Origin of the sequence: Paraburkholderia sediminicola, from assembly GCF_046026895.1 — a bacterium.
Classification (GTDB): domain Bacteria; phylum Pseudomonadota; class Gammaproteobacteria; order Burkholderiales; family Burkholderiaceae; genus Paraburkholderia; species Paraburkholderia sediminicola_C.
Genome location: NZ_JAQQEU010000003.1, coordinates 101,873 through 128,298, shown reverse-complemented (window position 1 = coordinate 128,298; position 26,426 = coordinate 101,873). Strand labels below are relative to the sequence as shown.

Here is a 26,426-nt window from a genome sequence, read left to right as displayed (position 1 = left end):
ATGCGAATCAGTTCTCACCGGCTTCTCCTCGACCTTCCGGCGACAACAGCCGCTCGCCATGCTGGATCGTTACGCGCATGCCTTCGCGCACCGGCACGAGACAGCCCTGCTGGTTCTGCTTGCCGTCCACTGTGACGAGACAATCGAAACACACGCCCATCAGGCAATACGGCGCGCGCGAACTGCCGCTCACGGGCGTGGTGCGGCAGCGCCCGGCGTTGGCGGCAACGAGTGCCTGCGCTATGGTCTGCCCTTCGAACGCCCGGACTATCGTGTTCTCGAACATGAACGACACGGTCCGGCGTTCCAGCGGAATCTGCGCTTGCGCGCTAATGCGGAACATAAGTCACTCCTTCTGCGAAACGCTGCGGCGTGAACGGGCGCACGCTCGCGTCGAGTTCGCCCGAGGCGATCTGCGGCGCGAGGTCGAGCGCATGCGCGCCGGCGAGCGTCACACCGCTGTGGCAGGTCACCGCGAACGCGCCCGGATGCCGTTCGGACTGCGCATAGATCGGAAAACCGTCTGGCGAGAGAATCCGCAGCGCGCCCCACATGCGCACCGCGCGCGCCTCGGCCAGCGCGGGAAACGAGCGCACCGCACGCCGCGCGAGCGCGCCCAGTACGCCCATGTCGGTGCTCTTGTCGAAGCCCGCCTCTACCTTCGCTTCGGCGATCATCACCGTGCCTTCGCCGGTCTGACGCAGCGTCAGCATCGGATGGCGCAGGAACGGCTTCATCCGTTCAAGCACGATGATCTCGCCACGCTGCGGACGCACCGGCACGTCGAGGCCGACCATCGGCGCGAGCTGCGCATTGGCGAGACCGGCTGCGATCACCACGCGCTCGCAGGTGAAGCGGCTGCCTGCCGCGTGGATCGCGAAGCCGCTGTCCAGCGGCTCTATGCGATCCACCGCGTGATTCGCCCGGTACACGACCCGCTTCTGCGTAAACGCGGTATGCAGCGCGCGCAACAGGCGCAGCGGATTCGCGTGTCCGTCGTACTGCGTGTAGCTCGCGCCGACCACGTCCGGCCCGATGCCGGGATACATCGACTTCAGCTCCGCCCGGTCGAGCAGGCGATACGGATACGTCGGGAAGCCCGGCTGCCCGTGCAGCTTTTCAAGGAACGCCTTGCGGCGCGCGAACTCGTCGTCGGACAACAGGATGTGCAGGCCGCCCGGCTGCGCGAGCTGCGGATCGACACCCGTGCATTCGATCAGCTCGTTCGCCAGCGCCGGCCACAACGACGCGGAGCGCAGCGTCCACTGCGCGTACTCCGGCATGCCGAGCCCCTTGCTCTGCACCCACACCAGCCCGAAGTTGCCGCGCGATGCGCGGAACGCGAGATCGCCCTCGTCGAACACGGCGACCTCCTCGTTGTGCCGCGCAAGCCCGTAGGCGATGGCCGATCCCACGAGCCCGCCGCCGATCACGGCAAAGCGCGTGTGGGCGCTTTGACGCGTGCTCACTGCGCCTCCTGCGGCGCGAGAGCGAACGCGTATGCTTGCCGCGCCGCTTCGAGCGAGATCTTGTCGTCGCGCACGTCGCGTTCGATCGACCCGCGTGGGCGCTCGAGCGGCGCGCCATAGCCGCCGCCGCCGGACGTTTCGAGGCGTACGCTTTCGCCGTTCGCCAGCGCGATGTTCGCGGTCTTAGACGACAGCTCGGTGCTCGCCCCGTTCGCTTCCTTCACGAGGCGCGCGCGCCGGCCGTCATGGCCGCCCGCGACGCCCGCCGCCACGCCCGTCACGTGACTGTCCGAGCGCGCCGAGAACACGATGCCCTCGCCCAGCGCCGAGATCTGTTTGGCGATCGCGAGGCCGCCGCGCGTGCGGCCGGCGCCGCCCGAATCCGCGATCAGCGCATATTCGTCGACGCGCAGCGGATATTCGTTTTCCAGAGCCTCGACCGGCAGGTTGGAGGTATTCGTCATGTGGACGTGCACCGCGTCCATGCCGTCGACGTCATAGCGCGCGCCGCTGCCGCCGCCGAGCGTCTCCAGATAGACGAACGAGCCCGGACGCGAGCGCAGCGGACCGGAAAACACGATCGCGGGGCAGCAGTCATTGGACGACGCCATGATTCGCTCGTCCGGCAGCACGCCGCGAAATGCGCCGAAGATCGCGCCGGCCACCTTCTGCGCGGTGATGGATCGCGCGCCCACCGCCGCGGGCGGCGCCGGATTGGTGATCGTGCCGAGTGGCGCGTAAATGCTGATCGGTTCGAAAAGGCCTGCATTGGCAGGCAATTCCGGATCGAGCAACGCCTTGACCGCGTAGTAGACGCACGCATGCAACGCATTCACCGGCAGGTTCATCGCGCCACGCGCCTCCTTGCCCGAGCCCGTGAAGTCGAAGCGCAGCGTGCCGCCGCGCACTTCGACGCTGACCGCAATCGGCACCGGCTCGCCGCCGCCGAGGCCGTCGTCGTCGAGAAAACTCTCGAATGCATAGACCCCCTGCTTCAGTTCCGAAATCCGGTTGAGCAGACGCCGGCGCGTATAGCCGATCACGTCGTCGACCGAGCGGCGCACCGCGGCGATGCCCATCTGCGCGATCAAACCCGCGACCGCCTGCGCGCCGCGCGCGTTGGTTGCGATCTGCACGCGCAGATCGAGCGAACGCTCTTCGGGGTCGCGCGTGTTGTTGCACAGCACGCGCAGCATCTCTTCGTCGAGCACGCCGTTGCGCACGATACGCACGACCGGAATGCGGATGCCTTCTTCGAAGATCGAGCGCGAGCCGCCCGCGATCGAGCCCGGCACCGTGCCGCCGACGTCCGCGTGATGGCCGACGTTGGCGGCGAAAAACACGAGCTCGCCATCGGCGAACACCGGCGTGACGACGTTGATATCCGGCAGATGGCTGCCGTTCGACAGATACGGATCGTTGCAGATGAACACGTCGCCGGGCGCAATGCGATCGGCCGGATAGTGTGCGAGCACCGCATTGACCGCGCCGTTCAGCGAGCCGAGGTGCAGTGGAATCTGCGTGCCCTGCACGACGAGCCGCGCACGGTCGTCGAACAGCGCGACCGAGCAGTCCTTACGCTCCTTGATGTTGGTCGAGAACGACGAGCGAACCAATGTGTTGTTCATGTCTTCGCTAATCGACAGTAGCCGGTTGGCGAACACTTCCATTTCGATCGGATCGGCGAGCGCTTCCTGCTGCGCATCGAACTGGCTTTCGGTGAGAGGCGTGGAATTCATGATTGACCTTTGTGGTTCAGGCGACCCGGACGATCAGGTTGCCGTAGGCGTCGACACGCAACGCGTGAGTCGGAGCAAGGACCGTCGTCGAGCTCATCTCCTCGATCACGGCCGGCCCCTGCAGCGTCGCGCCGGGCGCGAGCCGCGCGCGATCGTAGACCGGCGTCGACTGCCAGCCGTGACGCTTGCCGTGATAGATGCCGCGTTCGCCGCTGCGCGCCGCGCTCGCATCGGCGCCGCTCGCGCCGGCGGGCGTCAGCGGCGCCTTCGGCACCGCGCCGACTGCCTTCAGGCGGCAATTGATCACCTCGATCGCGCGACCCGGCACGTCATAGCCGTATTCGCGCACGTGCGCGGCGCGAAAGCCTGCTTCGAACGCCGCCAGATCCGCGGCGCCCACCGTGTCCATTGCCACCTGCACTTCGAAATTCTGTCCGACGTAGCGCGCGTCAATCGCCAGCACGAAGCTGCGTTGCGCCGCGTTCACGCCCTCCTGATCGAGCCATGCGTCGGCTTGCGCGTGCAAGCCGACGAACGCGTCCACGATCGATGGCCATGTGTGCGCGTCGATCAGCGCGATCCGGCTGCGCACGAAGTCGAACGAGATGTCGGACAGCAGGATGCCGCGCGCGCACATCGTGCCCGGTTCCTGCGGCACGATCACCGTGCCGATCCCGCACTCCTGCGCGACTTCCAGCGCGTGCAGCGGGCCCGCGCCGCCGAACGCGTAGAGTGCGAATTCGGCGAGATCGTAGCCGCGTTCGGTCGACACCGAACGGATCGCGCGCGCCATGTTCGCGTTGGCGATGCGGATGATTCCTTCGGCGGCATCTTCGGTCGTGAGCGACAGCGGCTGGGCGATGCGGTCGCGGATCACGCGGCGCGCGCCCTCCGCATCGACCGGCATGCGGCCGTTGAGCAACGCGACCGGGTTCAAACGCTGCAGCGCGACTTCGGCATCGGTGAGGGTCGGCTCGGTGCCGCCGCGCATGTAGCTGACCGGACCCGGGACCGCGCCCGCGCTGTGCGGGCCGACCTTCAGCGAACCGGCGTCGTCGATCGCCGCGATGCTGCCGCCGCCCGCGCCAATCACATGGATGTCGACCATCGGCGTCTTGACCGGATAGCCGGCGACCGCGCGCGTCGATGTGAAGAGCGGCATGCCGTCGTGAATCAGCGATACGTCGGTGCTGGTGCCGCCGACGTCGAACGTGACCAGATTGCGAAAGCCGATCGTGCGCCCGACCGCCGCGGCACCCACCACGCCCGCCGCCGGGCCGGACAGGCAGGTGCGCACCGGGAACTGGCGCACCGTATCGATCGACATGAGACCGCCGTTCGAATGGATCGTCGACGGCGCGCGCGCGACGCCCAGCTCACGTACGCGGTTCAGGAAACGCTCGAGATACAGCGCCATTTTCGGGCCGACCGTCGCGTTGAGCGCGGTCGTCGACAGGCGCTCGTACTCGCGAAATTCGGGCAGCACGTCGCTCGAGATGCTGATATACGCTTGCGGGAATTCTTCGGCGACGATCTCCCGCGAGCGCTGCTCGTGCACCGGATTTCGGTACGCATGCAGAAAGCAGATCGTGACGGCCTGAACATCGGCGTCGCGTAGTTGCCGCGCGGCGTCGCGCACCGCGGCTTCGTCGAGCGCGACGAGCACGTTGCCTTGCGCGTCGATGCGCTCCGGCACTTCGAGGCGGTTGGCGCGGGCGATCAGCGCGGGCGCCTTGCCGACGCTGTAGTCGTAAAGATGCGGACGGGTCTGACGACCGATTTCCAGCACGTCGCGAAACCCGGCGGTCGTGATGAGGCCGGTCGCCGCGCCCTTGCGCTCGATGATCAAATTGGTCGCGACGGTCGTGCCGTGACCGATGTGCGACACGTCGCGCGGATCGATGCCGCGCATCTGGAGGAGCGCCTCGATGCCGCTCGCGATCGCTTCCGATGGGTCATGCGGGGTGGACGGAACCTTGTGGAAGACGGTTTCGCCGCTGCGTTCGTCGGTAACCACAAAGTCGGTGAAGGTGCCGCCGACATCAATGCCGATTCGATACATGGTTGAAGCCCTTGCTGGAGAAGTCAATGCTCGTCTCCCGACAATGTGGCCCCGGCGCAAAAGATCTTTTGAGTTGCGCTAAGCTTCCATATCGGCGAGACAGTGAAGGCATGCTAAAGCGATTGCCGGCAACGGCTAAGCGCCGCCATAAATACCCGTATCCACCAAATTTGTAGGACATGGAAAAAATCCCGGATTTGAACCTGCTGCTGCATCTCGATGCGCTGGTGCGCTGCGCCAATGTTTCGCGCGCGGCCGAAAGGCTCGGTATCACGCAATCGGCGATGAGCGCGGCGCTATCGCGGCTCAGGCGGGTATTCAACGATCCGCTGCTGATCCGCGAAGGCAACAACGCACGCCTCACCGATCGCGCGATCGCGCTCGGGCAGCAGTTCCAGCCGCTCGTCGAGCAATGGCTCGACGTCACGCTCGACCGGCTCGACTTCGATCCGGCCGAGTCGCGCCGCGCGTTTACGCTGTATGCGACCGACTATGTGCAGTTCGCGCTGCTGCCCGCGCTGGCATCGACGCTTGCGCAGGACGCGCCGCACATCGCGCTGACCGTGCTGGCCGCGCGGCCGCATCACGGGCTCGCGATGCTGGAGTCGAATCACGTGGAATTCGTTGCGGGCTACTATCCCGAGCCAGCCGACACGCTGAGAATGCGGCCGCTGTTCGATGACCCGGTGGTGTGCGTGGTGCGCGAAGGCCACCCGTGCCTGACCCGCGAATGGGATCTCGACGCATGGCTGGACTATGGGCATATCGATCTGGCGGCGCACACCCGCAATGCCGGAGAACTGCTCGATCGGCGGCTGGAACAGTTTGGCAAGCGGCGCAGGGTGAACATGACGCTATCCAGTTACCTGGCCGCGCCGTTCGTCGTCGCACAGTCCGATCTGATTGCCAATATCCCGCAGAGAGTCGCGCAGATGCTAGGCGGCCATGGACTCGTGATCCGGCAGGTGCCGCTCGCGGTGCCGCCCATCCAGATCTCGCTCTACTGGCATGAGCGTTATCAGAACGACCCGGGGCATGCGTGGCTTCGCCAATATGTCACGCGGCGTTTTCAGGGGAATACTCAACGTGGGTGAGAAGTCACGACGATGAACCGGGGTCGTGAACATTCACCTCACAATCACGGTCCCGCGGTGAATGAATGGAGCGCGGGACCATGATTGTTGAAAGCGGCTTACTGCCGGGCGCCCGTGTCGTGAACGATATCCTTGCCCCGGGTCTCGGACAGCGTCCATAGTGCAATCGTCGAAAGCGACGACAGGCACATGCCGACGACCATCATCGACCAGCCTAGACCATAGCGGCTCGACATGAAGCCGATCAGCATCGGACCGAAAGCCGCTACGCCGCGCCCGACGTTATAAGTGAAGCCTACCCCGGCCCCCCGTGCTGTGGTCGGAAACTGCTCGGAGAGAATCGAGCCGAGCCCGCCCGCAGCCGACGAGATGCTCATGCCGACCATGAACACCAGGACATAACCCATCGCCAGCGATTGCACGGGTGTGTACAGAAATGCGGCCACGCTCGACATCGAGAACAGGATCGCCGTGGTCTGGGTCGGCCGGCGTCCGAATCGGTCGTGAAAGAAGCCGCTGCCAATGTAGCCGATGAAGCCGCCGACAATCTGGATCAACATGAAGGTGGTCGTGCCCGCGACGTGCAGGCCGCGTTCCGTGGCCAGATATAGCGGCAGAAACGACATAATCGCGTAGTAGTTGCCCTGGATGCCGACGAGGAACGCGGTCGACGATAGCGTCGCCGCGCGCAGGTCCCGATGAAACAGCCGGGCAATACCCTGAAATGGATTCAGCGGTTTGCCGGTGCGCGCCGGATCGACGCGGTCCTCTATGCCACGACGAATGACGAAGATCGCGAGAGCTGGAAGCAATCCTAGAATGAACAGCCAACGCCATGCAGTTTCGGCCGGCGCAAGCGAGAACACCACAAAATTGGCGATAGTCGATCCGGCCCAACCGACCGAATAGGCGCTCTGCATGAACGCCATCAATCGGCCGCGGCTTTCGGCGCGCGCATATTCCGACAACAGCGCAACGCCGACCGGCCACTCCGCACCGAAGCACAACCCTTCGAGCGTGCGCCACAGCACCAGCTGCGTGGCGTTCTGTGCGGTCGCGGTCAACGCAGTCGTAACGCTGAAGCCCACCACCACCCACACCAGCACGCGCACGCGGCCATAGCGGTCGGCCAGCGCACCGCCGAACATGCCGCCGATGGCGGAGGCAACGAGACTCGCCGTCGCGATCGTGCCACCGATCCCGATCGATAAATGGAGCGACGTCAGAATCGCGCCGAGCGCGAGCGCAAACATCGTGTGATCGAAACCGTCGAGTCCCCAGCCGAGCGCGGACGCGGCCACGACGCGCCGATAGCGCGTTACGTCTGCCGGTTGCGCTCCGTCGACCACGTTCGTCGGCGTCGAATCATCAAGCGAAAGCGACCGCTTCATGCCGATACTCCTGTGATGCAATGGATTGAGTTCATGTTGATAAGACCCGGGAAAGGTCCTGATCAGTTCGTTGTGAAATTCGCGCTTGTGAATGGCTGCAGCGACGTTTTGGGTGTTTTGTCCAGCAGCAGTCTCAACACGTCGGGTCGCGAATAATGTCCGGCGCCGTCCACCAGTCGCTTCATGTCGCGGAGCAACTGAAAATCGAGGTCGGCAAACAGAATCTGTTCGGTGTCAGCCGTGGCTCTGCAAAGGTACTTGCCATTCGGCGCGACCACCGACGACGCGCCGCCGCCCAGCTTTAAGTCGGCTCCACCGAATTCGCCCAAAACATCGAGCATGTCCTGAGTGAGCACGGCGGTTGGCGAAAGGACGAAGCACTGACCTTCGATCGCGTACTGGCGCGCTGCGGCGTCCATCGCATCGAGCGACCAATGGGCGCCTCCTGGCCAGGCGCCGACGTGGATTTCCTGCCCTTGGGCTTGCAGCGCGTAACGGAATAACGGATTGATATTCTCGAAGCAGATCAATCCGCCGACGCGCCGGCCGCCCAGTTCGAACACGCTGAGGTCGCTGCCGTCGCCTTGCCCATAGAGCATTTTTTCCTGCAGCGTAGGCAGCAGCTTGCGTCTCACACCCGCGATGACGCCCGAGGCGTCGATAAAAGCCTGCGAGTTGTACAGCGTTCCACCCGCTACTTCGTTCATGCCAAGCACGACGGAGCAGGCTTTGTCGCGGCATCGCTCCTGAATCGGCGCCAGATCTCCCGCGTCGATGTTCACTGCTTGCGCAACCAGCTTCCGGCCCAGTTCGATGACGGGGCGCGACGACTCGCGCAAGCCTCTGAGATCGTACGCCTGCACGAACATCGACCAATACGGATAGCCGGACACGAACGCTTCAGGAAAGACCGCGAGCTGTGCGCCCTGTTTCGCGGCATCGTCGATCGCGGTGCATGCTTTTATGATTGTCGCCGCCCTCTCGAAGGGAACGGGCGCGGCCTGTATCACGGCTACTTTCATGCGGGTATTCCTGCGCTAATAGGGGTGTTGGAGAACGTTGAGCCGCTTCCCTCGGGACGTAACCGGCCAGCTCATTTACCACGGAAATAACCGGTTCATGCGTTTTTCGAGGCTCGATGCGCGTCGTGCGTGCGTCGCAACTCACCGCTCAGACGGCGTCTTTGCCGCGCCAGGAGTTGCGGGACAGTGAGCGAACGGGCTGATCATAGGCTCGCCAAAACCATGGACCGAACCACTGCCATAAATGGCCCTATCGACCGCATTTGTAGGCACCAGGCGTTGTATCAACGTCCCGTCGAACGCACTGGAAGGTGGCGTCGCATGGCGGCCGTCTGACTCATGCCGTGTGCGACGTGTGTCTCGTTGCGGAAAACCACGCCAGCTCCGCCAGCAACGGCTAGGCCGCGTCCAGGCCATCGAGCCGGTAGCTTGCCTCCGTCATCCAGCAAAGCGGCGCTGGAATCCGTCGCCAGGACGCGATGCGCGATATTGCATCAGACGCCTCGGCGCAGCGTGCAGCAAGCAGGAAGAGCGGCGCAGCGTGCGCATCCGCGTAGTCCGAACGGAAAGGCAGCCCAGCGGCGCGTGCGGCCAATTCTGCCCAGAGCGGGGCGAGCCAGGTGGCCCCCGTCTGCCTCGGGCATACCACGCGCGACTGCGGGCTGGACTTCGTCAGATAGCGCCTGGCGAGCCTGCAGGGCGGCTTCGTGACGCTCAAACGGTACCGTCGATCGCGCCTCGAGCGCATTGACGATCGACCCGAAATACACCAGGGTGCCGTCGTCCGGATATTCGTTCGCAAGGGCCTGCAGCGCGCGCCGCGCGCCCGCGGCATCGAACTGCTGCAACGCTGATAGGACATCGTTGCGCAGCATCAGGTCGCGGCTGTCGTTGAAAATATCGAGCTGCATCCGTCCGGTTCAGAACAGGTGGCTGGTCAGGCTGACGAGATTAATCCATCTAGCGTGCTTCTCGATTTCCTGCGGCGCTCATCGACTGACTCGCTGATTACGCGCCGACCGCTCGCGCCGGCGACCACGGTGCGGGCGCTTCATCAGTGGTCGTGTTCCGTCGGGTCTGCGAAAGACGGTTCCCAAGCCTGTCCGCCGTAGAACACCCCAACGATTGACAGCACCTCGGGATCCACAGGGTAAGCAATCACGGCGCGCTGCCGGTAGTGGGTCACGCGCAGGCCAGGCAACACATCATCGCGGGGCACGCCGCGCTCAGGGGAACGTCTGCAGGCGCAGGCAGAAACTCACGATGGCGTCGACGTATTGGGCCGCCGTAACCGGCGAACCCGCTTCGAGAATTGCCCGGCTGTTTCGGCAATAAGGCAAGAATTCCCTTCATCGAATACAGCATGATCAGCGCGCCCGTCAGGTCGCCTACGAACATGCTGAAGAAGCTCTCGAACCATTTCTCCGTCGTACCGGTCAGCGCAAACCACAAGTGATGGAATAGCGGATTGGCGACCGAATACGCACCCGCCAGGACAAGCAGCCGTTTGGGCGTGAGATTGGTCAGCGTGGCGCGCAGGTCGTAGAACTCTAGTGCGAGCCGGTAGACGGCATAAGGTGCCAGTGACCCGAGGATTGCGCCCGCGATGGCGCGCACCGGGTCATGGGGAAACCAGTAAAGAAAGTCCGTCAGCAAACCAGCGAGCAGCAAACCCACGAAACCGTCGAACCCGAGCAGCAGCGTGCTCAGCAGTCGCACGCCAGACGGAAGGTATATCCAGTTGATGCCTTGCACGAAAGAGGTGTGCGTGAACACCACCTGGTTGATCCACAGCGACAGACAGAACACGATCACGGTGCCAATAATCGACCAGAAATGCAATCGTAAGCTAGACATTGCGGTAAACTATCCTTCCATTGTTTATTATCGAGCGAATCATAACGCGCCTGCATGTCATCCCGCGAGCGCCTGTCTTCAACAGCCTATCCTCAACAGTGCGTAAGCAATGACACGTCCTGCTGATATCTACCTGCGATTCCTGCAACTGACCGAGGCATTGCGCGGCTTGCCTACGCTTGCCGCGCTCGATCCGCTCGAAGAGCGGATACTTGAGTTTGTAGCTCGCGCAACACAGACCAAGAACCGTCTGTCAGTACGGGACATGATGGCGCAAAGCGAACTGGGGTCGCCTGCCACATTACATGCCCGAATCACATCGATGCGAGAAAAGGGCTGGTTGCAACTCACCGGTACGGAAGACGCTCGTCGCAAGCAGATCGAACTCACACAGGCTGCGCTGAAGCACTTCGACAAGCTCGGAGAAGCCTTTGCCAAAGCGGCGAAGGGAACCTGACATTTCCATCTGTCGGTTTAACCGACACTATCAGTTCAGAAGAAACTCCGCATCCCTATCGCAACACTCGTTTGGTTACCGCGTCCAGGCAATTCCACGTCTGCGGCACCCGTCACCCTGTTGACATCTACTGTGCCGTAAATCTCGGTGCGCCTCGACAGCTCGTATTCAGCAGTCTCAACCAAAATTTCTTCGCGACGGCGAGCCGTCCTGCACCGTCGGGAGCAGGCAGTTACGCTCTTATTTGCCCTTTGCCAGAAGCGCTCACGAAAACAGTGGCAAAGTTTCGACGGCGGTTTGGCGCCGACGCCGCGACGACGCAGATCGACTGACCCGTGCAGCCGTTTTCCCGGTAGCTGAACCGAGCCGCCGGTTCAGATCCGACAGCGCCCGACAAACGGACGTGCGAGCGGGCGTCGCCGCCAATGCCAGTTCAAGCTGGCCCATTACTGGGAGCGATTATTACGGCCGCTGTAAGCAGCCTTCTCACAGACTCGTCTCTCCAAGTTACTGGGATATTTTTTCCAGCTCAATACCCTTCGTACGCGGTCCCATCAACCCGATTGCCAGCATGACGATCAGCATCGCGCCTGCGATGAACACGAACACGCCGGTCGTGCCGAATTGCTTCAACACGGCAGCAATCAGAAAGGCTGTGAAAATAGCCGAAAACCGGCTCCACGAATAAACGAAACCCACCGCGCGCGCGCGAATGCTGGTTGGAAAGAGTTCGGTCTGGTACGCGTGATAGCTGTACGAAATGATATTGCCCGCCAGCGTCAGGCATGCGCCGAGACTCACCAGCAGCACCGCGCCCGATGCCTGGCTGAACCACAGCCCGCAGACAATATTCACGGCAGCCATCACCACAATCACCGTCTTGCGCTCGAAGCGGTCGCCGATGAAAAGCCCAATAACCGGACCTACTGGCGCAGCCAAGGCGATCACACTCGAGTACATCAGGCTCGTCGTAATCGTGATGCCCTGCTTGATGAGCAGTGTCGGTACCCAGTTTGCGAATCCGTAGAAGCCCCCCGTCTGGAAGATGTTGAAGAGGGTCATCATCACCGTGCGGCTGCGGTACGGCGGCACCCACATATCGCGGAAGCTGCCGCGCGGCGCAACCGGCACCGGCGGCGCGGGCGGCGGCAACTCGCGGCCGTATTCGCTGCGCACTTTCGCTTCGAGTTCGGTCATCACGCGATCCGCTTCTGCCAGACGTCCCTGCTGTGCGAGCCAACGCGGGCTTTCCGGCAATGCTCGACGAATCCACCAGACAAAGACTGCACCGTGCGCGCCGATCAACACGACCCAGCGCCAGCCGTCCAGGCCGAGGAATGTACGCGGCACGAGCAGGTAAGACAAAAATGCCACCACCGGCACTGCCGTAAATCCGACTGCCTGCTCGCACGCAAACGCGCGTCCGCGAAAATCCTTGGGCACCAGTTCGGAGATGTATGTGCCGATCGTCACCAGTTCCACGCCGATGCCAACTCCTGCAACGAAGCGCCAGAAATTCAGCCCGGTAGCTGATTGCTGAAAGGCCATAATGACGTTGGCGGCCGTGTACCACAGCAGCGAATACGTGAACACGGCGCGGCGTCCGAAGCGATCCGCCAAGAAGCCGCACGCGATCGTGCCGATAAAGAGCCCGCTGAACAACGCGGCGATGAAGCTCGCGACGCCGGTCGACCCGAACAGGCCGTGGGTGGTCGCGCTCAGCAGCCCGCTCTTGACGAGGCCCGGCGCGACGTAGCCGGAATACAGCAGATCGTAGAGTTCGAAGAAGAAGCCGAGGCTCAGCAGCACCACCAGCTTCCAGATGGAGCGGGTAGCGGGCAGCCGGTCGAGGCGTGCCGAAATGCTGCCGGCGTCGAGTGAGGCGGTGTTGGCTGTCGTGTTGTCTTTCGTGGCCGGGTATGCAGCGTCGCGGCTGCCGCGCGCCACGGAGCCCGCGTGATCTGGGGATGCCATGTTGTGTGTCTCCTTGTCGACCGGAGTTAGCGCTTCAGCGCTTACTCCGGTCCCATGCAACGTAGTTGCGCGTCGTCGCACGCAAGCCAGTTGCTGGTAATGCTAGCCAAAAGTGAACCCCGTCGAGCCCACTCGGGTGCCGGCCTTCAATACTTTCGCGCGACGCACGCCCCACGATGCCGGCCCCAGGGTCTGGCCAGCATTCTAGCCGCGTGCGCGCTTCAATTGTTCGAACGTGGTGATTTTTCCAGCAAGCGCGCTCGCCGCCACCGTATACGGACTCGCGAGCCAGACATTCCCCGGCCCCGAGCGGCCCGGGAAATTACGGTTGATCGCGCTAATCGTCACGTCGCTCGCATCGGCCGACTGACCGGGCCCGCAGTTCGCGCACGACCCGCAGCCCGGCATCACGAGCGTCACGCCCGCACGTTCGAAGACCGGCAAATAACCTTGCGCCTCGCAATACGCTCGCACCGCCATGGTGCCGAATTGCAGGTAAAGGCGTGTGCCCTCGGGCACCCGCATCCCCTGCTCGACGCCCCAGCGCAGCACCTCGTGATAGAAATCGAAGTCCTCGCGCTTGCCCGCCGTGCACGAGCCGCCGTATGCGATATTGATCGCCACGTCCTCTTCCAGTTGCGGCGCCGGCACGCCGTTGCCGGGGTCGCCCGGACGCGCAAGCATCGGTTCGAGCGCGCCAGCGTCGATACGGATCGTATCGTGATAGGCCGCGCCGGGGTCGCTTTTCATCCAGCTTTCCAGCGTGAAATCGACGCCGCGCCGCTCCTTCAAAAACGCCACCGTGCGCTCGTCCGGCTCCACGATGCCGGTGAAGCCGCCCAGCTCCGCGACCATGTTGGTCAAGGTCGCGCGCTCGTCGATCGACATCGCGCGCACCGCCGCGCCGCCGTATTCGAATACGAGGCCGATCGCGCCGCCCGCGCGGATTGCATCCATGTGCAGCAGATGCAGCACCACGTCCTTCGCGGTCACGCCGTCGCGCAAGCGGCCGTCGATCTCGATGCGCAGCGTCTGCGGCACCTTGCAACGCACGTAGCCCGTGACCCAGCTATTGGCGATGTCGGTCGCGCCCGCGCCGAACGCGAGGCAGCCGAGCGCGCCCGAATGCGGCGTATGCGAATCGGTGCCGCACGCGACCTCGCCCGGCAAGACATACTGCTCAGCCATCAGCGCGTGACAGATGCCTTCGGAACCCGGCATGGACTCAAGCGCGCCGTGCGAGCGCACCGGATAATCGCGCGAGAACGACGTGTGACCTTCCATCAGATTCGCGACGCCCGGCAACAGGCCGTCGCGCACGTGCGGAATGCTCTGCGGCGCCAGCACCAGGTGATCCTGAAACGCGATGATGTGATCCGGCGCGTGCAACGGCGCGGGTTTGCCGAACGCGCGATGCATCAGATGCGCGCACATGCCGGTGAAGTAATCGTGGCTGAAGCGCCAGTCGGCGGCGATGAACACGCCGTCGCCGCGCTCCGCGTGCGCGATGCCCGGGTGCAGGTGGCGCTCGATGATTTTTTCGACCAGCGTCCTGGGCTCGGCGGCTTGCGCGCCATTGCCCGCATGGTCGCGCACACGCGGCGCGGGCCAGTCCGCGAAGCGGCTGTACGCCAGCAACCCGCCGCTGCGAATGATCTGCTGGGTGAGCGCGTCGCGGCCTTTGAGAAACTCGTCGATCGGCACCGCTTCGCCTGTGATCAGACGATCGAGCACGGAGAAATCGGTGGTCGTGAGAATGCCGATGTTGTCGCAGTTCTGCTGATAGATGCGCTCGAAGCTCTCCGCGACGATCAGCCGGATGCCCGCCGACAGTTCCGCCAGCGGACTCGATTCACGCGACGAGCCCTTGCCGTAGCGCTTGCCCGCCACCGTCACCTGGAAGCCGCCGTCCTTCACCGCATTGCGGCCGATCGGCATGCGCTCGCCCGCCTTGAAGCCGACATACGGATACTGGCCGAGGCGTTCGTCATAGGTGAGCATTACGGTCACGGGGGTGATCTCGTCGGTGGACACGTTATCGCGCAGCGCGCCGGCCGTGGCGCGCGTGAAATTCCTGCCGGCGAGTTGCGCGTCCATCACCGCGGGGTCCTGGGACAGGTACAGCACGCGGCCGTCCAGACGAATCGTGTCGCTCATCAATGCATCCTCCTTCGCGCTAACTATACGGCGCGCAAGGCCGATGCCGAAGTGCCGGTGCGGCAACGCTGCCGTCTCGGTTGGCGAATGCTCGCGAGCCTGGGGTTGCGATGAGTCGCGATGCGCCGCCTCGCGCGTGCGCGCTACGGCTGACTGCCGAGAAACCCGACCAGCGCCGCCGCGCTCGCGCTCAACTGCCCACGCGCCTTGAAGATCATGATGAGGCGGCGCACGGCCCATGCATCGGTCAACGACAGCAGCCGCACGTCGAGCGCGTTCACGTACAGCAACCCGACCTGCTCGGGGACGATCGCGATGCCGAGCCCGGCGTGCACCATCCGGCACAGCGCGTCGAGACTGCTGACGCGCATCCGCACGTCGAGTTGCCGACCCGCGCTGCCCGCCTCCTGCGCGAGCAGCCGCGTCAGCGCGCTCTCGCTGCGCAGTCCGACGAAGCGGTCTTCCAGCAGTTCGCCGAACGCCACGCGCGGCGCGCCGGCGCGCCGGTGGCCGCCCGGTACCAGCACTGCGAGCCGGTCTTGCCGGTACGGCACCTGCTCGAACGCTTCGCTGCCGGCGACCGGATTGCAGATGCCGAAGTCCGCGCCGTGCTCGTCGACGATACGCAGCACGTCGGCGCTGTTTTCCTCTTCCAGTTCGATCGACACCTCGGGGAACGCGCGCCCGAACGCGGCCACGTCTTCCGGCAGAAACTGCACGATCGACGACAGATTCGCGACCACCCGCACGCGCCCTTTCGCGCCCGACGAAAAGCGCGACAACTCCGCGCTCATCTGTTCGATGTTGCCGATGATCGCCAGCGCGTAGCGCAGCACGGTCTCGCCGACCGGCGTCACGGTGATGCCGCGCGACTGGCGCTGGATCACCGGCAAGCCGATCATCGCCTCGATCTCGGCGATGCGCCGGCTCACGGCGGACGACGCGATGAACTCGCGCTCGGCCGCCCGTGCGATGTTGCGCTCCTGGCACACGGCGACGAACAGGCGCAGCGAAGTGAGGTCGAGTTTTTTGAGGAGGTTTTCCATGATGTCGGCCGGCGCTCGGTTGCCCCTCGGTTCCCCTCGGTTGCCCGATTGTGACGCGGGTTGCGGAATTCGCCAAAGCCGGCGGCAGTGGCTGGCGAATGATATGCCGCCCGTGCGGTTCATGCCACTCGTCGCATATCGAGCAACGCAGACGATGACGGCTCGCCATCGCTCGCGCCGTGACGCGTCGATTTTCGCAGTCACGCAGGTTTAGCGTAACGGCGTTGCGGCCAACTTACAGCGCATCATGGAAGATGACGCCCACCGTGTACCGCCGTCCCGAGCGCAAGCGGCTCACGCCGTGCCGCAGCTTGACGCGATACGGGCCGCGCGTTCCCTCTACCGGCCGGCTGTTCACCGTGAACACGACCGCGTCGCCCTTCGCGAGCGGCACCACCTCAGCGCGTGACTGCATCCGCGGCCGCTGCTCCGTCATGACGAACTCGCCGCCCGTAAAATCCCGCCCCGGTTCCGACAGCAAAATGGCGACCTGAAGCGGAAACACGTGTTCGCCGTAGAGATCCTGGTGCAGGCAGTTGTAATCGCCCTCGCCGTATTGCAGGATCAGCGGCGTCGGACGGACCTGTCCGGCGTCATGGCAGCGCTCGATGAAATCCGCGTGCTTCGGCGGATAACGCACGTCGATGCCCATCGCTTCATTCCACCGGTTCGCGACCGGCACCAGATGCGGATACATGGCCGTGCGCAATTGGCCAATCATGTCCGGCAGCGGGTAGTCGAAGTACTTGTATTCGCCGCGCCCAAAACCATGACGCGCCATGACGACGCGGCTTCGAAACAGATCGTCGCGTGCATAGAGCGCCGTCAGCGCGTCGCATTCGGACTGCGCGACGAGTTGCGGCACGGCGGCGCATCCATACAGGTCGAGATCCTGTTCGATACCCGGCCAGTCAAGCGCGTCGATCCGTTGCGCGATCGTCGCGGCCATCGTGACGACGGCGGTCTTCTCCATAGATGAACTCATACTTGCGTGGCGGCTGCGCTCGCAGCCGGCTCCTGGAATGTGATTGGATCGAACCAGTGTACGGGCGCGGCGCAAACAAAACACTCCGGGTCTTGCGGTCCCATTCAGCGGTGCTTGCACCTCTGCAGCAAGAAACATGCGATCCTGCAGGAGTTGCCGATTCAGGCTACGCTGTCGGCCTCAGCTGCGCCCGTCTCATGCGGGTCGCGCACGTGCCATTCCCGTAAGGACAGCAATGAAACAAGCGCTCACCATCGATTTTGTCTCCGATATCGCGTGCCCGTGGTGCGCTATCGGCCTCTCTTCGCTGCAACTCGCGCTGGTGCGCGTTGCCGGCAGCGTCGATGCCCAGATCACCGTGCATCCGTTCGAGCTGAACCCGCAGATGGGTCCGGACGGCGAAGCCGTTGTTGACTATCTCGGCAAGAAGTACGGCCGCACGCCGGCGCAGATCGCCGAGACGCAGGCCATGATCCGCGAGCGCGGCGCAAGCGTCGGCTTTGACTTCGGCCCGCGCACGCGGGTCTACAACACGTTCGATGCGCACCGCCTGCTGCATTGGGCGGGCATCCAGGGGGCGCAGTTGCCGCTCAAGCTTGCGCTGCTGCGCGCTTATCATTCCGAGGGCAAAGACCCGAGCAATCACGACGTGCTGATCGAAGCCGCGCAATCCGTGGGACTGAACGCCGCCGAAGCGCGCGACGTGCTGATGAGCGGCGCATATGCCGACGAGGTGCGCGCGGAAGAACAGAACAATCAGGAGATGGGCATCCAGTCGGTGCCCGCTATCATCTTCAACCGTCGATATCTCGTGACCGGCGGGCAACCGGTCGAGCAGTTCGTGAAGGTCATCGAGCAGGTTCTGGCCGAGCAATAGCATGTGACGGCGGTGGTTTTGCAAGCGCGTTCGGCGACCGGGCGGTGGATGGGTTTGCATCCGCGGCGCCGGCCCCGCGCCGACGCGCTGGTTGAGGAAATTCTGTCAATGGAGGCAAAGCATGGCAGCAATCGTCGACTACCGGCCGTTCTGTTTATCTCGCTTCTCGTGCTTTTTGTCGCCGCCATGGCCTTCGGCGCATTTGTTCTGCGGCACCGCGCGCCATTGCCCGAAGATGAACGGGACGATTTCAGCGTGGTGCAGACATCGACGTTGACCTTGCTGGCTCTGCTCATCGGCTTCAGTCTTTCGATGGCGGGTCAACCGCTACGACCAGCGCAAAAGTCTCGAAGAAAACGAAGCCAACGCGATCGACACTCAATATGCGCGGGCCGATCTGGTGGACGCGCCCATCGGTGCGCAGATGAAGGCCGCGCTGCTCCGCTACGCGCAATTGAGACTGGCCAACTACTACACCCGGGATACCCAGGAGCTTGCGCGCATCGGCCGCGAAACCGCGCAAATGGAATCCGCTCTCTGGCGACTCAGGCGGCAAAGGACAAGCCGACGCCCATCTCCGTCCACGACAAACAACGGCGACACGGCAAAGCCGCGAAGCTCCCGTTGAGGCCGCCATCGCGACATATAATCACTGCGGCGATCGAATACGCTTCTCGAGGCGGCATCGTGTTTCGCTGCCTCGCCCCGCTGGCACCACGCAGCTTGAACGGCAAAGCCCGGAAACCCGGCAAAGGAGGAACAGTGAAGACAAACGGCGCGAGAAGAATGATCGGTGCGATGGCCGCCGTGGCCATCGCGATTTGCGCGACCTACGCTGATGCGCAGACCACCGGTGGCATGCAGAACGATGCGCCCACGCAAAGCCCGCAAGTCACGACGTCGTCATCGTCGTCCCGGGCGAGATCGGACAGCCAGGTGGTCCGAGACGTTCGCCGGGCGTTCACACGCACAACGGGGCTGAATTCGTCGGCTATTCATGTGCAGGCGCGCCACGGCGTCGTGACACTGACCGGCCACGTGCCTCAGCGCTCGCAGATCCAGCGGGCTGGAAATGCCGCAAGGTCGGTTCGGGGAGTCCGGTCGGTATCGAACAGGCTGACGGTGCGCACGAGGCACAGCAGCGGCGCGTGATCCCCAGCACGCCGCCACCGATTCGATTCATGACCCGGCGGCATCGCTTCACGAGGAGCGATGCCGCCGGGTCTTATTCAAATCCGCACACTGTCTTCGGTGTTTCGTGGCCGGCGCCTTCCCTGCCGACTCCGCGTCTCGAGTTCAGCAAGCAGGCAACGCGTTACCGCCACATGCGATAGCTCACCACCGGCGCCCGGTATGCGTACACGCGCGGCGCACCCCAATAAACCGGCGGCCGATACATCTGATAGGCGACAGGCGGCGCAACGGGCTGCATCACGGTTTCCACCACAGGCATCTCTTCGTACTGCTGCTGGGCGTAGACCGGCACATACTGGACGGGCGGCGGCGGCGCGTATTCCTGCCGCACATAGACCGGCTGACTCTCGGCATACATCGGCTGCGGCTGCGCCTGCGCATACTCGGGCATCGGCTGGTACTGCATCGGCATGGGCGGCGCGTACTGCGGTTCCTGATAAGCCTGCCGGTACTGCACCTGCTGAACCTGCTGCGGCGGCGGCTGCGGTACCTGACGCGGCTGCGCTGCCTGTCGTTGCGCGTACTGGCGAGGTTGCGGCGGGATGGTCGTGTACTTCGAGTTGTCGTCTTCAGGGACGCCGGCGGGCAACGGCGGCACATCCACCCGGGCAACCTGCGTATTCGTGGGGTGGCTTTGGCCGTGGTTGTGCGAGTCGATCATCGCGTCGTAACCCGCCTGATCTTCCTTACCGCGATTGATATAGCCATTGCGATACGCGCGCGCCACGTCCGACATCTTCGCCTTCGGGTCTTCTTTCATGCCGTCGGCATTGACCTGATACTCGTCCGGACTGAGCGACCCGGCCGGCGCTTCGTCCGCGCCATACGCGGCTTCGGGGCCATCGGCCCATGCGAGGCCACATTGCAGCGTGAGCATCGACGCAACCGTCGTCACCCCGCACCCTAACAGCGTTTTTATTCTCATGATCCACCTCGCGGCCGATTAAGAATTTTGAAAGCCCAAGATCGTTTGCTCGCTGGCCCCGTGCGGCTATTGGCTGTGCCCCGTGCAATTGTTATTTTCTAGCACATTCTTTTGGAGTGGGCATAATTTTTTCTACGGATATGCGCGGCGTGACGCATTACCGGATTGGAAGTATGCGGCGTGAGTTGAGCAAGGGGTACGGCAGTCGACATCCGTACCGCGCTTCCAGGCGTCTGCGGCCAGCGCGCCCGGCTTGAACCACTCAGATCGCCGAGCCGCTCACGCCGCTCGAGCGACCCACGGCGGCCGCAACGGTGCGGTCAATGCCCTCCAATCGTGACCGATGCGCTCAATGCGTTCGGGTCGCGAGAGGACGCCCCAGCGATCAACTGATAGGCACCATTGTTAAGCTTCCACGCATGCGCGGTGGCATCCCATGTCGACAGCAGCTTCGGCGCAATCGATACGCTGACTTGCTGAGACTGCCCCGGTTGCAGCGCGACCTTTTGCCAACCGACGAGGCGTTTGGGCGGCTCGCCCAGACCGGCCGGCAGCGCGGCATAGACCTCGGTGATTTCCGAGCCGGCACGCGAGCCCGTATTCCTGACGGTGAAGGCGTTCGCTGATCTCGCTGATCGGCATCGGCGTGTGTGCGAGCAGCGCCCTCGCTTCGTCGATACGCGTTTGCGTCAGCACTTCGCTGAACGAAAAGCGGTGACCGGTCAAAATGGACAACACGCGGCGCCTGGTGCCGCCGCGGCATCAGCCCTCCAGATGCGGCTCAACGCGCCAGTTCAATCCTGCTGCGAAAGCGCCTCAAGCATCTCCACATGCAGCGCTTCTGTTTCATCATCCGCAGGGAACATGCATTCGATCCGCAACTCCTGCGCCGCGACGCTTTGCGGCGTACCCACGGTCGCGACCATCGAGAAATAGTTCAGCACGTGACCATCCTTGACGAAGCCGATCGGAATGACCGGCATGGCCGCAGCCGCGCCCGCATCGGCGCTGAACAAATGGGCGGAATGCGCATCCGCAGGCACCTCGGGATACGCGCGTAACGCCGCAAACAACTCGCGCGTCGTATCGTCGATCACACGGCCCACCGACTCGCGATAAACGCGCTGAATCAGACTATCCGCAACGCTTTGCCAATCGGCAACGAACGGCCGCATCCCCTCCGGATCGAAGATCAGATGCAGCATGTTGGGCGGCCCCTTGCGCGCCGCCATATCGATGAAGCAATTGAAAAACCTCGGCGCAGACTCATTCGTCATCAACACGTTCCAGTAGCGGTCCATGACCAGTGCCGGGAACGGCTCATGTTGGCGCAACATTCGCGCGAGCGCTTTCGTGACGCTCTGCATTTCCTGAGCATTCCACGCGGCGTCGGCGTACATCGGCGCATAGCCCGCGGCCAGCAGCAGCGTATTGCGTTCGCGCAGAGGGATGTCGAGCGTCTGCGCGAGATCCATCAACATTTGACGGCTCGGCACGCTGCGTCCGCTTTCGATAAAACTGATATGACGCTGTGAGACGCCGGCATTGAACGACAGGTCCAACTGGCTGACGCCGCGCATATCTCGCCAGTGACGCAACAGCGCGCCGAGGTCGTTCGGCGGCGTTCTCTTGACTGGATTGGCAGGCTTCATCATTTTCTTTTCCGCATGTCGGCAGGAACACAGAGTCTGGTGATCAGCGGACTTTGCACGATCACCGAACTCGGTGAGTCAGCATACTCCCTGCCGCCGACCCATCCTGGGTTGGAAAGAAAAGCCTCAGGCACGCTAGGCATGCGCCTGGAACCGCGCCTCCAAGGGCGGCTGCGCGATATTGCCGACGTAGTTCGTAATCGTCGACGCAGCTGCTACGGCAAGCACTTCGAACACCTGGTCGCGCCGGAAACCGGCTTCGAGAAACGCGTTCACGTCGCGCTCGTCGAGATGGCCACGCTTTTCGATCGACATTTTCGTCAGCGTCGAAAGCGCCGCATGCTGGCGCTGCGCGGGAGCCCTACCCGCGCGAATCGCGTCGACATCGGCGGGTGCAAGCCTTTCGTTCAGCGCCAACGCCGTGTGAAACGCCACCGCCCATGAACACGCGTTGGTCACTGCGTTCGTCAACAGCAGGGTCTGGATTTGTGCTTCCGTGAAAGTGCCTGCATGGACCTTTTGGAACAGACGCAGGAAAGCGTCGATCAGAACGGGCGATTCCGCCATCGCTCCCGCGATATTGGGGATAAAGCCGAAGGTCTGCTGAAGTTGCCGCAATACCGCTTTGGATTGATCCGGCGCGGAGTCGATAGCGTAAATCTGGAATGTCGACATGATGTGTCCTCGATGGTGAACGCGGCTCGAAATGAACTGCGCGACAACCGAAGACTAGGCGCGCCGAAGAGGCTCGCCAATTACCTCCGATGTAATAGGTTTGAATCGATTGAGCCGTGCTCTCCGCGATGAAGCAGATACCCATGCGAATGACACCGACAAAAAAGCCCGGCTCAAGGAACCCGGCTTCACTCTCTACAAGAACCTCGAATCAGAAGCGGTGAATGATCCCCACACCCACCGCGAACTGGCTGCCCGAAGAAGACGGCGTCGTGTTGTAGCCGTCGCCGAGCGTCGCCGTGGCGTCGATGATCTGCCCCGCGCCATTGGTGCCGAGCGTCTTGCCATTCGCCTTCTGATAAGCCTGCAGCGCGTACAACCCCGTGCGCTTGGACAGCGAGTAGTACTCGGAGAGGTTGAACTGGTGGTACTGCGCGTTGTCGTCGATACCGTTCGCGCGTGTCGCACGAGTGTAGCTGTAGCCCGCGCCGAGATCCCACGCCGTGACCGGCTTCCAGTGCAGCACGAGGCCGCCCGTATTGAAGATCGCCGTGTCGTGGAACTTCGAACCCGTGCCCGGAATGTACTGCACGTTCGAATACGTCGCCGTCACGTCCCATGCGCTGTTGAACGTTTAGCCGCCGCCCACCGCGAAGCGCTGTTGCGCCTGTGCGGTCTGATAGCCGTTGGTCAGCGCGGACACGCCGATCTGCGCGCCGCCGTTCGTGGTGGTCGAATCCGCGCCCCACGCGCCGCCGCCGAGGGTCGAGTTGTTGATCCGCGAGAAGCCGACCGCGAAGCCGACCGGACCCAGCGCATACTGCGCGCCGGTCGTCCACGTCGAGCCGCGATTGAAGCTGCCCGGCACGCCGCCCAGCGAATACGAGCCGCTGACCGTCAGACCGAAGAGTTTCGGCGACGTGTACTCCAGCGTGTTGTTCGAGCGGTAAATCGTATCGAGGCCGTCGATATCGCCAGGGTGCGCGCCGTAATAGCCGGTGAGCCAGGTCGTCGGGCTATAGGGCGAAAGCATCTGGTAATACGACGCCTACTGGCGGCCCGCCGTCAACGTACCGTAGCTCGCGTTGGTCACGCCGACCCAGGCCTGGCGGCCGAACATCGCATTGGTGTATTGCTGCGCGCCGGTGGCCGAATTGAAGCCGGATTCGAGCTGGAAGATCGCCTTCGTGCCGCCGCCCAGGTCCTCCGCACCCTTCAGGCCGAAGCGGCTGCCCGCCCACACGCCGGGGGTCATCTTGGTCGCCGATTTGCCGCCGCTGGTCGCGCCGAGCGACGCCTGGTTGTTGGTGTAGGACAGCCCGTTATCGACGATGCCGTACAGCGTGACGCTGCTTTGAGCGAAAGCAGGCAGGGCGGCAGCCATCGCTGCGCCGAACAACACCGCATCGACTCGTCTGATACTTTTAATCATTCTTAGGATCTCCAGGTTTTATGTCTCGTTGAAATACTTTTTTCTGCGCTACACCCCCCGGTGCGCCGAACCCTTTGCGTTAATACCGCTCGGGCTGCAACAGCCGTTTGACGGTCAAAGCCAGCGGCACGGTGAAAAAGATGTGCGACATGAACCCGCCGATAATCACTGCCGGGTCGTAGTAGTTCGGGTGGTTGTCCGACGCGATCATGATCGCCACGTGCATGACGATCCACGCGATCACCGCGTAGAACAACGCGATCAGCGTCGCCTCATAACCGCGCCGGCGGAAGTAAGGCCAGATTGCCGCGAACAGCACACCCCACTCCGCCGCGAACACGAAGTGAATGCCGGTCCCCACGACGTACGCCCCGATGCCGAGCGACTCCTGCACGTGCTTGCCGAACACGAGACCGGTCGCGTTGCGCGGAATGCCGGCGAGCGGCATCAGATGCTGCGCGCCGACCCACACCAGCGCCTCGTAAATCCAGATCGCCACCGCACCGACCAGTCCGCCGATCACCCCCGCGCGCAAGGTCGCCTTGCAGCCGGGCGACTCGGAATCCCTCGATCTCATACCCTTGCGGAGTTCCGTTCCGCTCATGCCGAAATTGCCGCTCATGTCTGCTCTCCTCGAAACCCACTTCACCTACGACAGGGCGCACGCGGCAAGCGGCCACACGAACTCGCGTGACTTTACAGCGCGCGGATTCAGGCTTCAGCCAGCGGGCCGGCCTCGAAAGGCGGCGCGCTGCGTGGCAGCCGCGTTTCTTCGAAAGCGCGAATGGGAGAACACGAAGCAAAGACGAGCCGTCGGCAACGCGGCGCTACGCGCGCGTCGATGAACGGCGCCAGAGGGTGTGCAAACGTCATGCGTGTCTCTGGGAAAAATACGGGTCCGCCCCGGATTTCGATCGAATCCGGGGTCTTGTTGGTATCGAAGTGAAAACCCGCCGGGCGGCCCGGCAGGGTCGAGCGCGCTTACACGGCGTCAGGCACCCTGCGTGTCTTCAGGAACGCTTCGAGCGTTTCGCCGCGCATGCTGGCGTACATGCCGAGGTTCGTGATCTTCACCACGCGAGCGAATTTTTCGAGCACGAAGAAGCACACGCCATAGCGAATCAGGCCGATCCAGTCGGTGTTGTCGACCAGCGTGCGCTCTTGCGGCGTGAGCCCGGCCGCGTCATACGCGGCGCTGCGGTCTTCCAGCCACAACTGGCGCGCCGGCGCTTCGCGCATCTGCCAGAAGAAGCGGTTCAGGCGCATCGCCTTCATGCTCTGGCGAATGTCGAACGGATACGTGCCGGTCAGTTCTTCGACGCCGATCAGTTGCGGATTCATTGCGCCACCTCGTCTTCATAGATCGTCACGGCCATCGCGGTGCTAGTCGCGAGATAGTAGTTGCGATGCAGTTCGCGGACCTTCGGACCGAGTGCGCCGCGCATCGCGAGCCACATGATCGTCTCGACGCTTTCCGCGCCGCCCAGGCGCACGTAGTCCACATGCTTCATCGCCGCGAGACGCTGCGGGTCGTTGACGATCAGGTCGAGGAACTCCATGTCCCACTCGGTGTTGTTAAAGCCGCTGCGCTCGCCGTGCACCTGGTGCGAAAGGCCACCCGTGCCGACCACCACCACGTCCAGATCCTGCTCGAACGATTCGATCGAGCGGCGCAGCGCCTGGCCGAGCCGGTAGCAACGGTTCGCGGTGGGCAGCGGATACTGCAGCACGTTGACTTCCAGCGGCACCAGCGACATCGGCCAGCCGCCGTCGTGCGGCAACATCAGCAAGAGCGGCGAATTGCAGCCGTGATCGAGCGCCCGGTCCTGGAAGATCGTCAGATCGAACTCGTCGGCGACCATCTGCTCGGCGATGTGAATCGCCAGATCGGGATGGCCGGCGATGTCCGGCAACGGGCGCTTGCCCGCGCCTTCATCCGCGAATTCATGGCTGGCCGACACGCCCAATGCGAAGGTCGGATAGCAGTCGAAGAAGAAGCTGTTGGCGTGATCGTTGTAGAACATCACCATCACGTCGGGCTTGCGGTCCGCGAGCCATTTCGCAACCGGCTCGTAGCCTTTGAAAAGGGGCGCCCACGCGGGATTGTTCTGCTTGCCCTTGTCGTACGCCATGCCGATAGTGGGCACATGCGAGGTGCCGATGCCGCCAATGATCCTTGCCATATTCGTAGTCTTCCGTTACTTGGTGCCGCACGCCAATCGGATAGGTATTCGTGACCAGCAACCTCGCCAGCGCGACCATCTTGGGATACAAAGATAGGAATTGTGCCGTCGAACAGGAAGTACGGGTAAACCGCAGCCGGCCGTAAGGTAATGGGCCGAAGCCATGCCCAACGCCGCTGCGCGGGGTGCGACGCAGCGCTGCAAGCCGCGTGGCGTATGACTCCGTCGGTATCCC

Annotated in this window: 23 protein-coding genes and 2 pseudogenes; 4 read left to right on the top strand and 21 right to left on the bottom strand. The window is 63.4% G+C overall.

Features of this window, described 5'->3' with window-relative positions:
* Positions 1-7 precede the first annotated feature (7 nt).
* From PQR02_RS03540 to PQR02_RS03525, 4 genes are read right to left on the bottom strand one after another with little or no spacing between them, the layout of a single operon-like run.
* Positions 8-343 (bottom strand): (2Fe-2S)-binding protein, encoded by a 336-nt coding sequence (locus tag PQR02_RS03540; RefSeq protein ID WP_408225536.1) that lies wholly within the window; start codon positions 341-343, stop codon positions 8-10.
* Entirely contained in the window at positions 330-1,469 is a 1,140-nt protein-coding gene (locus PQR02_RS03535) for an NAD(P)/FAD-dependent oxidoreductase (RefSeq protein ID WP_408225533.1), read from the bottom strand. The genes PQR02_RS03540 and PQR02_RS03535 overlap by 14 nt, the downstream gene beginning before the upstream one ends.
* Positions 1,466-3,208 (bottom strand): hydantoinase B/oxoprolinase family protein, encoded by a 1,743-nt coding sequence (locus tag PQR02_RS03530; RefSeq protein ID WP_408225530.1) that lies wholly within the window; start codon positions 3,206-3,208, stop codon positions 1,466-1,468. Before PQR02_RS03530 ends, PQR02_RS03535 begins: the two co-directional genes overlap by 4 nt.
* Positions 3,209-3,224: 16 nt before the next feature.
* Positions 3,225-5,270 (bottom strand): hydantoinase/oxoprolinase family protein, encoded by a 2,046-nt coding sequence (locus tag PQR02_RS03525; RefSeq protein WP_408225527.1) that lies wholly within the window; start codon positions 5,268-5,270, stop codon positions 3,225-3,227.
* Between the two features lie 179 nt (positions 5,271-5,449).
* Between PQR02_RS03525 and PQR02_RS03520 the strand changes: the two genes are divergently transcribed.
* Complete coding sequence (locus PQR02_RS03520; protein WP_408225524.1) at positions 5,450-6,364, top strand: LysR family transcriptional regulator; 915 nt, start codon at positions 5,450-5,452, stop codon at positions 6,362-6,364.
* Positions 6,365-6,462: 98 nt separating this feature from the next.
* On the opposite strand, the gene PQR02_RS03515 is transcribed toward PQR02_RS03520, so the two are convergent.
* The 4 genes from PQR02_RS03515 to PQR02_RS03500 form a co-directional block, all read right to left on the bottom strand.
* Positions 6,463-7,755 carry an MFS transporter gene (locus PQR02_RS03515; protein WP_408225521.1) on the bottom strand — a complete coding sequence of 431 codons (1,293 nt, stop codon included), beginning with the start codon at positions 7,753-7,755 and terminating at the stop codon, positions 6,463-6,465.
* Between the two features lie 62 nt (positions 7,756-7,817).
* Entirely contained in the window at positions 7,818-8,777 is a 960-nt protein-coding gene (locus PQR02_RS03510) for a carbon-nitrogen hydrolase family protein (protein WP_408225518.1), read from the bottom strand.
* A 494-nt stretch (positions 8,778-9,271) separates the two neighbouring features.
* Positions 9,272-9,688, bottom strand: a complete 417-nt coding sequence (locus PQR02_RS03505) for a hypothetical protein (RefSeq protein WP_408225515.1) — start codon at positions 9,686-9,688, stop codon at positions 9,272-9,274.
* A 271-nt stretch (positions 9,689-9,959) separates the two neighbouring features.
* A complete protein-coding gene (locus tag PQR02_RS03500) occupies positions 9,960-10,634 on the bottom strand; it encodes a hypothetical protein (protein ID WP_408225512.1) in 675 nt (224 codons plus the stop codon).
* Positions 10,635-10,743: 109 nt separating this feature from the next.
* Here PQR02_RS03500 and PQR02_RS03495 point away from each other — a divergent pair, with 109 nt between their 5' ends.
* Positions 10,744-11,091: a winged helix-turn-helix domain-containing protein gene (locus tag PQR02_RS03495; protein WP_408225509.1), complete on the top strand. Its 348-nt coding sequence runs from the start codon at positions 10,744-10,746 to the stop codon at positions 11,089-11,091.
* 35 nt (positions 11,092-11,126) lie between these two features.
* Here PQR02_RS03495 and PQR02_RS03490 read toward each other — a convergent pair.
* The 5 genes and pseudogenes from PQR02_RS03490 to PQR02_RS03470 form a co-directional block, all read right to left on the bottom strand.
* Positions 11,127-11,276 (bottom strand): annotated as a pseudogene (locus tag PQR02_RS03490) (porin); the annotation flags it as partial.
* 322 nt (positions 11,277-11,598) lie between these two features.
* Positions 11,599-13,065, bottom strand: coding sequence for an MFS transporter (locus PQR02_RS03485; protein WP_408225506.1), 1,467 nt, complete (start codon positions 13,063-13,065; stop codon positions 11,599-11,601).
* A 204-nt stretch (positions 13,066-13,269) separates the two neighbouring features.
* Positions 13,270-15,222 carry an aconitase family protein gene (locus PQR02_RS03480; RefSeq protein WP_408225503.1) on the bottom strand — a complete coding sequence of 651 codons (1,953 nt, stop codon included), beginning with the start codon at positions 15,220-15,222 and terminating at the stop codon, positions 13,270-13,272.
* A 143-nt stretch (positions 15,223-15,365) separates the two neighbouring features.
* A complete protein-coding gene (locus tag PQR02_RS03475; RefSeq protein WP_408225500.1) occupies positions 15,366-16,268 on the bottom strand; it encodes a LysR family transcriptional regulator in 903 nt (300 codons plus the stop codon).
* Between the two features lie 235 nt (positions 16,269-16,503).
* Entirely contained in the window at positions 16,504-17,217 is a 714-nt protein-coding gene (locus tag PQR02_RS03470; protein WP_408225810.1) for a 2OG-Fe(II) oxygenase, read from the bottom strand.
* A 271-nt stretch (positions 17,218-17,488) separates the two neighbouring features.
* Between PQR02_RS03470 and PQR02_RS03465 the strand changes: the two genes are divergently transcribed.
* Both PQR02_RS03465 and PQR02_RS03460 read left to right on the top strand, forming a co-directional pair.
* On the top strand, positions 17,489-18,130 hold the full coding sequence (locus PQR02_RS03465) for a DsbA family oxidoreductase (RefSeq protein ID WP_408225497.1): 642 nt from the start codon (positions 17,489-17,491) through the stop codon (positions 18,128-18,130).
* A 108-nt stretch (positions 18,131-18,238) separates the two neighbouring features.
* Positions 18,239-19,282 carry a BON domain-containing protein gene (locus PQR02_RS03460; RefSeq protein ID WP_408225494.1) on the top strand — a complete coding sequence of 348 codons (1,044 nt, stop codon included), beginning with the start codon at positions 18,239-18,241 and terminating at the stop codon, positions 19,280-19,282.
* Positions 19,283-19,445: 163 nt separating this feature from the next.
* Here PQR02_RS03460 and PQR02_RS03455 read toward each other — a convergent pair whose 3' ends face one another.
* From PQR02_RS03455 to PQR02_RS03420, 8 genes and pseudogenes are all read right to left on the bottom strand, one after another.
* On the bottom strand, positions 19,446-20,249 hold the full coding sequence (locus tag PQR02_RS03455; RefSeq protein WP_408225491.1) for a hypothetical protein: 804 nt from the start codon (positions 20,247-20,249) through the stop codon (positions 19,446-19,448).
* Between the two features lie 320 nt (positions 20,250-20,569).
* Positions 20,570-20,824, bottom strand: coding sequence for a fibronectin type III-like domain-contianing protein (locus tag PQR02_RS03450; protein ID WP_408225807.1), 255 nt, complete (start codon positions 20,822-20,824; stop codon positions 20,570-20,572).
* A 219-nt stretch (positions 20,825-21,043) separates the two neighbouring features.
* Complete coding sequence (locus PQR02_RS03445) at positions 21,044-21,901, bottom strand: helix-turn-helix domain-containing protein (RefSeq protein WP_408225804.1); 858 nt, start codon at positions 21,899-21,901, stop codon at positions 21,044-21,046.
* Between the two features lie 135 nt (positions 21,902-22,036).
* The gene (locus tag PQR02_RS03440; protein ID WP_408225489.1) at positions 22,037-22,576 is read right to left on the bottom strand and encodes a carboxymuconolactone decarboxylase family protein; all 540 of its coding nucleotides are present in this window, start codon (positions 22,574-22,576) and stop codon (positions 22,037-22,039) included.
* A gap of 211 nt (positions 22,577-22,787) precedes the next feature.
* A pseudogene (locus PQR02_RS03435) lies at positions 22,788-24,008 on the bottom strand (porin).
* A 79-nt stretch (positions 24,009-24,087) separates the two neighbouring features.
* The gene (locus PQR02_RS03430; protein WP_408225486.1) at positions 24,088-24,630 is read right to left on the bottom strand and encodes a hypothetical protein; all 543 of its coding nucleotides are present in this window, start codon (positions 24,628-24,630) and stop codon (positions 24,088-24,090) included.
* 359 nt (positions 24,631-24,989) lie between these two features.
* Positions 24,990-25,349 carry a protocatechuate 3,4-dioxygenase gene (locus tag PQR02_RS03425; RefSeq protein WP_408225483.1) on the bottom strand — a complete coding sequence of 120 codons (360 nt, stop codon included), beginning with the start codon at positions 25,347-25,349 and terminating at the stop codon, positions 24,990-24,992.
* The gene (locus tag PQR02_RS03420; RefSeq protein ID WP_408225480.1) at positions 25,346-26,191 is read right to left on the bottom strand and encodes a gallate dioxygenase; all 846 of its coding nucleotides are present in this window, start codon (positions 26,189-26,191) and stop codon (positions 25,346-25,348) included. Before PQR02_RS03420 ends, PQR02_RS03425 begins: the two co-directional genes overlap by 4 nt.
* Positions 26,192-26,426: the final 235 nt, after the last annotated feature.

Excerpts from the sequence above, each read along its gene's own strand:
- PQR02_RS03540 (WP_408225536.1), bottom strand. The coding sequence starts at position 343 with ATGTTCCGCATTAGCGCGCAAGCGCAGATTCCGCTGGAACGCCGGACC.
- PQR02_RS03530 (WP_408225530.1), bottom strand. The coding sequence starts at position 3,208 with ATGAATTCCACGCCTCTCACCGAAAGCCAGTTCGATGCGCAGCAGGAA.
- PQR02_RS03525 (WP_408225527.1), bottom strand. The coding sequence starts at position 5,270 with ATGTATCGAATCGGCATTGATGTCGGCGGCACCTTCACCGACTTTGTG.
- PQR02_RS03520 (WP_408225524.1), top strand. The coding sequence starts at position 5,450 with ATGGAAAAAATCCCGGATTTGAACCTGCTGCTGCATCTCGATGCGCTG.
- PQR02_RS03515 (WP_408225521.1), bottom strand. The coding sequence starts at position 7,755 with ATGAAGCGGTCGCTTTCGCTTGATGATTCGACGCCGACGAACGTGGTC.
- PQR02_RS03510 (WP_408225518.1), bottom strand. The coding sequence starts at position 8,777 with ATGAAAGTAGCCGTGATACAGGCCGCGCCCGTTCCCTTCGAGAGGGCG.
- PQR02_RS03505 (WP_408225515.1), bottom strand. The coding sequence starts at position 9,688 with ATGCAGCTCGATATTTTCAACGACAGCCGCGACCTGATGCTGCGCAAC.
- PQR02_RS03500 (WP_408225512.1), bottom strand. The coding sequence starts at position 10,634 with ATGTCTAGCTTACGATTGCATTTCTGGTCGATTATTGGCACCGTGATC.
- PQR02_RS03495 (WP_408225509.1), top strand. The coding sequence starts at position 10,744 with ATGACACGTCCTGCTGATATCTACCTGCGATTCCTGCAACTGACCGAG.
- PQR02_RS03485 (WP_408225506.1), bottom strand. The coding sequence starts at position 13,065 with ATGGCATCCCCAGATCACGCGGGCTCCGTGGCGCGCGGCAGCCGCGAC.
- PQR02_RS03480 (WP_408225503.1), bottom strand. The coding sequence starts at position 15,222 with ATGAGCGACACGATTCGTCTGGACGGCCGCGTGCTGTACCTGTCCCAG.
- PQR02_RS03475 (WP_408225500.1), bottom strand. The coding sequence starts at position 16,268 with ATGGAAAACCTCCTCAAAAAACTCGACCTCACTTCGCTGCGCCTGTTC.
- PQR02_RS03470 (WP_408225810.1), bottom strand. The coding sequence starts at position 17,217 with ATGGCCGCGACGATCGCGCAACGGATCGACGCGCTTGACTGGCCGGGT.
- PQR02_RS03465 (WP_408225497.1), top strand. The coding sequence starts at position 17,489 with ATGAAACAAGCGCTCACCATCGATTTTGTCTCCGATATCGCGTGCCCG.
- PQR02_RS03460 (WP_408225494.1), top strand. The coding sequence starts at position 18,239 with ATGGAGGCAAAGCATGGCAGCAATCGTCGACTACCGGCCGTTCTGTTT.
- PQR02_RS03455 (WP_408225491.1), bottom strand. The coding sequence starts at position 20,249 with ATGAGAATAAAAACGCTGTTAGGGTGCGGGGTGACGACGGTTGCGTCG.
- PQR02_RS03445 (WP_408225804.1), bottom strand. The coding sequence starts at position 21,901 with ATGAAGCCTGCCAATCCAGTCAAGAGAACGCCGCCGAACGACCTCGGC.
- PQR02_RS03440 (WP_408225489.1), bottom strand. The coding sequence starts at position 22,576 with ATGTCGACATTCCAGATTTACGCTATCGACTCCGCGCCGGATCAATCC.
- PQR02_RS03430 (WP_408225486.1), bottom strand. The coding sequence starts at position 24,630 with ATGAGCGGCAATTTCGGCATGAGCGGAACGGAACTCCGCAAGGGTATG.
- PQR02_RS03425 (WP_408225483.1), bottom strand. The coding sequence starts at position 25,349 with ATGAATCCGCAACTGATCGGCGTCGAAGAACTGACCGGCACGTATCCG.
- PQR02_RS03420 (WP_408225480.1), bottom strand. The coding sequence starts at position 26,191 with ATGGCAAGGATCATTGGCGGCATCGGCACCTCGCATGTGCCCACTATC.